At 56.8% G+C, this 7,044-nt stretch carries 6 protein-coding genes and 1 pseudogene; 1 reads left to right on the top strand and 6 read right to left on the bottom strand.

The window, feature by feature from the left end; translation table 11 throughout:
• Positions 1–355: pseudogene (locus AD944_RS05285) on the bottom strand (DUF3108 domain-containing protein); the annotation flags it as partial.
• 72 nt (positions 356–427) lie between these two features.
• Complete coding sequence (locus tag AD944_RS05280) at positions 428–1,237, bottom strand: IclR family transcriptional regulator (RefSeq protein WP_045542820.1); 810 nt, start codon at positions 1,235–1,237, stop codon at positions 428–430.
• Positions 1,238–1,488: 251 nt separating this feature from the next.
• On the opposite strand from AD944_RS05280, the gene AD944_RS05275 reads away from it, so the two are divergent.
• On the top strand, positions 1,489–1,974 hold the full coding sequence (locus AD944_RS05275; protein WP_035380824.1) for a glutathione peroxidase: 486 nt from the start codon (positions 1,489–1,491) through the stop codon (positions 1,972–1,974).
• A gap of 22 nt (positions 1,975–1,996) precedes the next feature.
• On the opposite strand, the gene AD944_RS05270 is transcribed toward AD944_RS05275, so the two are convergent.
• From AD944_RS05270 to AD944_RS05255, 4 genes are all read right to left on the bottom strand, one after another.
• Positions 1,997–2,680, bottom strand: a complete 684-nt coding sequence (locus tag AD944_RS05270; protein WP_045542821.1) for an ABC transporter ATP-binding protein — start codon at positions 2,678–2,680, stop codon at positions 1,997–1,999.
• On the bottom strand, positions 2,673–3,920 hold the full coding sequence (locus tag AD944_RS05265; protein WP_035380828.1) for a lipoprotein-releasing ABC transporter permease subunit: 1,248 nt from the start codon (positions 3,918–3,920) through the stop codon (positions 2,673–2,675). Before AD944_RS05265 ends, AD944_RS05270 begins: the two co-directional genes overlap by 8 nt.
• A 2-nt stretch (positions 3,921–3,922) precedes the next feature.
• Positions 3,923–5,239 (bottom strand): proline--tRNA ligase, encoded by a 1,317-nt coding sequence (gene proS / locus AD944_RS05260; protein ID WP_045542822.1) that lies wholly within the window; start codon positions 5,237–5,239, stop codon positions 3,923–3,925.
• A gap of 156 nt (positions 5,240–5,395) precedes the next feature.
• Positions 5,396–7,042, bottom strand: a complete 1,647-nt coding sequence (locus AD944_RS05255; RefSeq protein ID WP_006558254.1) for a ribonuclease J — start codon at positions 7,040–7,042, stop codon at positions 5,396–5,398.
• Positions 7,043–7,044: the final 2 nt, after the last annotated feature.

Raw genomic sequence — 7,044 nt, 5'->3', positions numbered from 1 at the left:
GGTTGCGGCGACGAGACCAACCGCCGCTCTCAAACGTTTCCGGCTCTATAGTCTGCCCGTTAAACCGGCCCTGCGCCTTGAGGGTGAGATCTGTTTTCATGAACATGCCAAACAGACCTGCTGTTTTAACATGAGCCCCTATGCCATATTGAGCGTTATCCAGCCGGTAAGCCGCCTGAATGTCCATCACATGCAGGCCGTGCACGAACACCAGATATTTTACCTCTGTTTGCGGTGTCTGTTCGGCTGCCCGACTGGCCCCCGCAGCGCCCATCACCAATGCCAGACTCGCACTTACAGTCAATACGGCTCGGCGCACAGTTGCCCACCCAGTTCTCTTACAGGACCGAGGCATAATCTTCCTTTTCAATTGGTGAGGGCTGATGAGATCAGACCGGCTGACAGATATCAGCGAGCAGCTTTCACTTTAACGCTCGCTCTCTACGCCTTCCGCCATAGCGTTTCTATACCCCAGCCGCCCAGAAACAGCCTGAGCAAGCGCAACAGCGCGGTTACCCAGTTCGCTCACATCATACCGCCCCAGTTCTGTCTGAGGGAGGCTCACGCCTACTCCGGCAATCATGCGGCCAGAGTAGTCTTTCACTCCGGCCCCAAAGCACCACAGGCCATCATGAATTTGTTCATCATCCACCGCATAGCCACGCTCACGAATCTCGGCAATCTCCCGCACTAGAGTCGTGACAGAACGGATTCCATTGGGTGTCATGGGTTCGGGCCAGGTGGACGCGGGATGCAGGGTCAGCCACTCCCTGAAGGATGTATCATCCATCCCGGCCAGCATGGCGTTTCCGGTGGCTGTAAAAATAGCAGGCAGACGCATGCCTACACGGAAGGAGGCCCCCAGCACCGTGGCGCTGTTGCGGCAGGCCACATACACCACTTCCATCCCTTCAAGCAGGGTCAGTGTCACCGTAAAGGTGTCGAGATCAGAAAAGCCATCAAGGGACTGATAGAACTCCGTCACCAGATCCCGCTTTTCTGTCACGCCCCCCACCCAGTCCAGAAGCCGGGTGCCTAGCCTGTAACCCTGCATGGCTGTTTTTTCCAGCAACCCCAGTTCAACCATAACTGCCAGCAGCCCGTGCACGGTGCTCCTTGGCAGATCAAGCTGCCGGGCCACATCCGCCGCCAATGGAGGCCGTTGCGCAGCCTTGACCAGATCGAGAATACGCACGGCCCGACGGAGCGCCGGGACAGAATCCTGAGGTTTGGACATGCCGATCTTATTTTCCTTGTTGACAAGAGGAGGCGATATCCTCATTATTCCAAATACGGGATCGTGTTCAACATAATGAACAATAATAAACGAACACGATCTCCAACGCAAAAAATTGGTGGAAGCCTGACAAGAACCCGCAACTGGGCAGCAGGCTTCCCCCTCCCTCTCTCCTCTCGCCCCTTCTCTTTTCTTGCGCTAGACAGGGCTTATTACCCCTGAGACGTTCGCAACAAAAGAGGCTCCTCGCCATGACCACAGCTTATGATTTCACGCTCCCTGGCCTGGAAGGCGACACAATCAACCTCAATGACTATCGCGGTCGGCCGCTTCTGATTGTCAATACGGCCTCCAAATGTGGCTTTACACCGCAATATGAAGGCTTACAGGCTATTTGGAGCCAGTTCCGAAAAGCAGGACTGATGGTTATTGGTGTACCAAGCAATGATTTCGGGCAGCAGGAACCGGGAACGGCCTCTGAGATTGCTTCTTTCTGCCACCGCAATTATGGCGTCAGCTTTCCCATGGCGGCGCGCAGTTCTGTAAAAGGAACAAACGCCATTCCGCTGTTCCAATGGCTGAACAAGGAATGTGGTTTTCTGGGCCGCCCCCGTTGGAATTTCTATAAATATCTGATCAACCGATCTGGCCAGCCTGCTGCCTGGTTTGCCAGTGTGACATCCCCCACATCGCCCCGCGTGCGGGATGCCATTGAACGGACTTTGCTGAACGGCTGAAAAAAGATGGTGGCGGCTGGAGTCAGCGCGCCACCACAAGCCCATCCCGAAGAGTGATCACACGGTCCATACGGCTCAGCAACTCCTCATTATGAGTTGCGACCAAGGCTGCTAACCCCTGATTTTTCACAGCCGCCATCAGTTCCGTAAAAACGGCATCGGCTGTCCGCACATCAAGATTGCCCGTCGGTTCATCGGCCAGCAGTAAAGCGGGCCGGTTTGCCAGAGCACGCGCAATAGCAACCCGTTGTTGCTCGCCGCCGGACAACTTGCCGGGCAGATGCTTCAGCCGATGGTGTAAGCCGAACATATCCAGCAGTTCATCCGCCCGTGCGCGGGCCTCCGCCTTGCGTGTGCCTGCAATCATTTGCGGCAACATCACATTTTCCTGGGCGGTGAATTCTGCGAGCAGATGATGAAACTGATAAACAAATCCAATTTCATCACGCCGCAACGCCGTACGCCCAGCATCCGCTAGCCCACGGGTGCTCTGGCCGCAGATTTCAATCTCCCCCTCATCAGGCGTATCGAGAAGACCTGCCAGATGCAGAAGAGTGGATTTGCCAGTGCCCGAAGGGGCAACCAGCGCCACCAGTTCACCCGCATGCAGGGTGAAATCGGCCCCTTGCAGAACAGGAAGAGATCCGTCCTCCCCGCTACGGTACGTTTTTTTTACGCCCTGAAGACGCAGAACCACATCATTCATGACGCAAAGCCTCAACTGGGTCAGTTCGTGCCGCACGCCAGGAGGGATAAAGCGTGGCCAGCAGAGAAAGGGTAAGTGCCATGCCGATCACTTCCCCTACCTGCCCCCACACCAGCTTGGCCGGAAGATGCGTCAGATAATAAACTTCGGGGTTGAAAAGATTGGTGCCCGTCAGGCTCTGCAACGCCTGCCTGATGCGTTCAATGTTCATACAGAACACCACGCCCAGCACCGTACCGGCCACCGTGCCTGTTACGCCTACGGAGGCACCACACATCAGAAAAATGCGCATGATGGCGCCCCGGCTGGCCCCAATGGTGCGCAATACGGCAATATCCCCTGTCTTGTCTTTGACCATCATGATCAGCGACGAGATCACATTGAAGGCTGCCACAAGAATAATAAGTGTCAGGATCAGGAACATGACGTTCTGTTCCACCTGCACCGCGCCAAACAGAGCATTGTTGGCGTTTGTCCAGTCCAACACACGCAGGCCGGGATCACCCACCGCATTGATGATCCGCATGGTTACGGGCCGGACATTCTGGGCGTCCTGCACCATGACCTGAATCTGCGTAACCTTGTCCGGCATCTGGAAGTAAACCTGCGCGGCATGCATGGGCAGGAACACGTAGCTGGCATTGTAGTCATTCACGCCAGCATCAAAAATCGCAACAATATGGTAGGCCCGCACACGCGGTACAGTGCCAAAAGCCGTTGCCGCGCCCTCCGGTGAAATCAACGTAATACGCGACCCGATGGAGAGGCCTGCACGGGACGCGAGCGTGACCCCAACGGCCACAGCATCATCCCCTTCAAAATCATCCAGAGACCCGGCCACCAGAGAGGAGCTTACCCCTTTAAGGTCCAGCAGTCCCTGTTTGGTCATGCCGTGCACCACGCCGCCAGAATTGAAAGAGCCAGCGCTCAGAAGCACCTGCCCTTCCACCAGCGGGGTTGCACTGATAACGCCGGGCACCTTGCGCACCCGGTCTGTTACCTCTTCATAATGGGAGATGGTCCGGCCTGATCCATAAATGCTCAGATCACCATTCAGACCAAGAATGCGGTCCATCAGATCTGCCTGGAACCCGTTCATGACCGCCATGACGATAATGAGCGTGGCCACACCAAGTGCGATCCCCACTAGCGAGAAAATGGCGATGACAGACACAAACCGCTCACCACGGCGCGCCCGGAGGTACCGCCCGGCTATTGCCCGCTCGAAGGGACCAAACATGCTCAGCCTGCCAGAACCAGTGCCAGAGCGTCATCCACGCTCAGGTCATGCCGCTCGCCTGTCGCACGACGCTTGAGTTCCACACGCCCTTCCTTTGCGCTCCGTGGTCCGACCACAATCTGCCACGGATGCCCCATCAGATCCGCATCAGCAAATTTGGCGCCAGCCCGATCCGTGCGGTCGTCATACAGGAAGGCTTCCGTATCCACATTATAGATGCGTTCACACACGGCATCGCACGTTTCATCCCCCACTTTCAGGTTCAGAATCGCGGCCTTGAAGGGCGCTACGGCATCTGGCCAGATGATGCCGTTTTCATCATGGCTGGCTTCGATAATTGCTCCGGCCAAGCGAGAGACACCAATGCCGTATGACCCCATTTCCGGGTAGACCTGAGAACCATCAGGCGCGCTTACGCTGATATCCATGGCCTTGGTGTATTTGGTACCGAAGTGGAAAATATGTCCCACTTCAACGCCACGGCCTTCACGCCGACGCTCTTCCGGCACGGCGTCCCATGCCGTGGTGTCATGCATTTCATCGGTGGCGGCATACGGCGTGGTCACCCGCTTGTAGAAGGTTTCCAGCGCCAACGGGCTGTTTACATCAACAGGTTCATCCAGCCAGTCCTGATCTTCCAGCGCGGCATCATAGAACACGCCGCTCTCACCCGTGGGGGCCAGGATAAGGAATTCATGGCTGAGTTCCCCGCCAATGGGACCAGTATCAGCCCGCATGGGCACGGCCCGCACGCCCAACCGCTGGAATGTACGCAGATACGCCAACATCATCCGCTGGTAACTTGCTACGGCGGAGGCATAATCCAGATCAAAGCTGTAGGCGTCTTTCATCAGAAATTCGCGGCCGCGCATCACACCAAACCGGGGGCGCATTTCGTCACGGAATTTCCATTGGATATGATACAGAACCTGCGGCAGTTCCTTGTAGGATTTAACAGTCTGCCCGAACAGATCCGTAATCATTTCCTCATTGGTTGGCCCGTACAGCAGTTCCCTCTTGTGCCGGTCCTGAATGCGCAGCATTTCCGGCCCGTAAGCATCATACCGGCCCGAACGCTTCCACAGATCAGCAGACTGAAGGGTGGGCATCAGCACTTCCTGCGCGCCAATGCTATCCTGCTCTTCACGCACAATCTGGCTGATGTTGCGCAGCACCTTCAGCCCCGCTGGCAACCACGCATAGATACCGGACGCCGTCTGCCGGACCAGCCCTGCACGAAGCATCAGCCGATGAGAGACGATCTGCGCCTCTGCCGGGTTTTCTTTAAGGGTAGGGAGAAAACTGCGCGAAAGACGCATGGTCGTACTCAACCTTGTCTGTAAGGCAGACCGCAGCTGGGTCTACCCGAAAAATTCCTGAACATCTTCTGCTGTAAAGCACTGTGCCCATAAAGAAAACCCGCATCATGCGGGCTTCCTTCCACGGCTTATGTGCCTATCATGCAGGCAAAGGCTTCAGACACGCAGAACGTGCACATCCACCAGCGGGCGCTTCTGAAGCTTACGCCCCAGAGCCCGGCGCAGTGCCGTCTTGGCGGCATCACGGAACGCCTGATCATCATTCCGCAGTTCATCGGGAATAACATCCAGCGCGTTGGCGAATTCTTCACGCACGCGCACGCTTTCCAGATCATCCGGGTCCAGCAGGCCGGGCGCGCTCAGTTTGGGCTCGCCGATAACAAACCCTTCGTCATCCACCGCAAAGCTGGCAATTACCACACCGTTGAACAGCATCTTGCGACGCGCCGCCAGAACGCCACCATTCATTGGCAGCAGACGGCCACCATCCAGCGCCAGACGACCGCTGGGTGCAGTATCCACCACTTCGGCCTTGCCCGGAGCAAGACGCAGAATATCGCCATCTTCAAGCAGAATGGGGGCAATACCCTTATCCTGCGCCAAAGCGGCATGCGCCGTGAGGTGACGCCATTCGCCGTGAACCGGCACAGCATATTGCGGCTTGATCAGATCATACATGGTGCTCACGTCACCGCCCGTGGCGTGACCCGATACATGCACAAAATGGTCTTTATCCGTAATCACGCGCACGCCACGACGGGACAGATTGTCCTGCACGGCCATAATGGCGCGCTCGTTACCCGGAATCATACGGCTGGAATAGATAACCGTATCACCCTCACCCAGAGAAATGTTGGGGTGAATATCCAGAGAGATGCGGGACAAGGCGGAGCGCGGCTCCCCCTGGCTCCCGGTAATGATCATGACCGTCTGATCATCGGGCACATCATTCGCATCCTGCTCGTTCAGGAACGGCAGAACGCCAGACAGATATCCACATTCACGCGCGGCAACATCCAGATTGCGCAGGGAGCGGCCAACCAGAACCACCGTGCGGCCTGCCGCCTGTGCAGCCATGGCAATGGTTTCAACACGGGCCACGTTGGACGCAAAGCAGGTAACGGCGATACGGCCTTTGAGGCTGCCGATCAGGTCCGTCATGCTCCGACGCACTTCCGATTCGGACTGGGAGGCACCGGGCTTCATCACGTTGGTGCTGTCACACACCAGAGCCAGAACCCCTTCCTCACCCACTTCCTTCAGGCGTTTGATATCCGTTGGCGGGCCAACAAGCGGGTCCGGATCAAGTTTCCAGTCCCCGGTATGCACCACAATCCCTGCGGGCGTGCGCAGAACAACGCTCTGCGCTTCTGGCACGGAATGGGTAACGGGAATGAACTCAAGATTGAAAGGCCCGACATCAAACGTGCCACCACAAGGGATGACATGAATCGGCACTTCCTGAAGCAGGCGGGCTTCACCCAGTTTACGGCGCAGCACGGCCCCAGCAAAAGGGGTCACGTAAACAGGGCACTGCAGAAGCGGCCACAGGTGAGCCACCGCGCCAATATGGTCTTCATGCGCGTGGGTAATCACCAACCCTGCCAACTGGTCCCGACGCTCTGCAATAAAGGTGGGATCAGGCACCAGAATTTCAGCTTCCGGTGTGTCGTTTCCGCTAAAACCAATACCGCAATCTATCGCCAGCCAGGTTTCCCCCAGGCGATAGAGATTAAGATTCATGCCAATCTCGCCCGTTCCGCCCAAGGGCAGAAAGGCGAAATCGCCGTTCTGGTCTGTCATTA

This window comes from Acetobacter tropicalis (assembly GCF_001580915.1).
Lineage (GTDB): Bacteria > Pseudomonadota > Alphaproteobacteria > Acetobacterales > Acetobacteraceae > Acetobacter > Acetobacter tropicalis.
The sequence above is the reverse complement of the archived record's forward strand: the minus strand, read 5'-3'. Positions and strand labels throughout refer to the sequence as shown.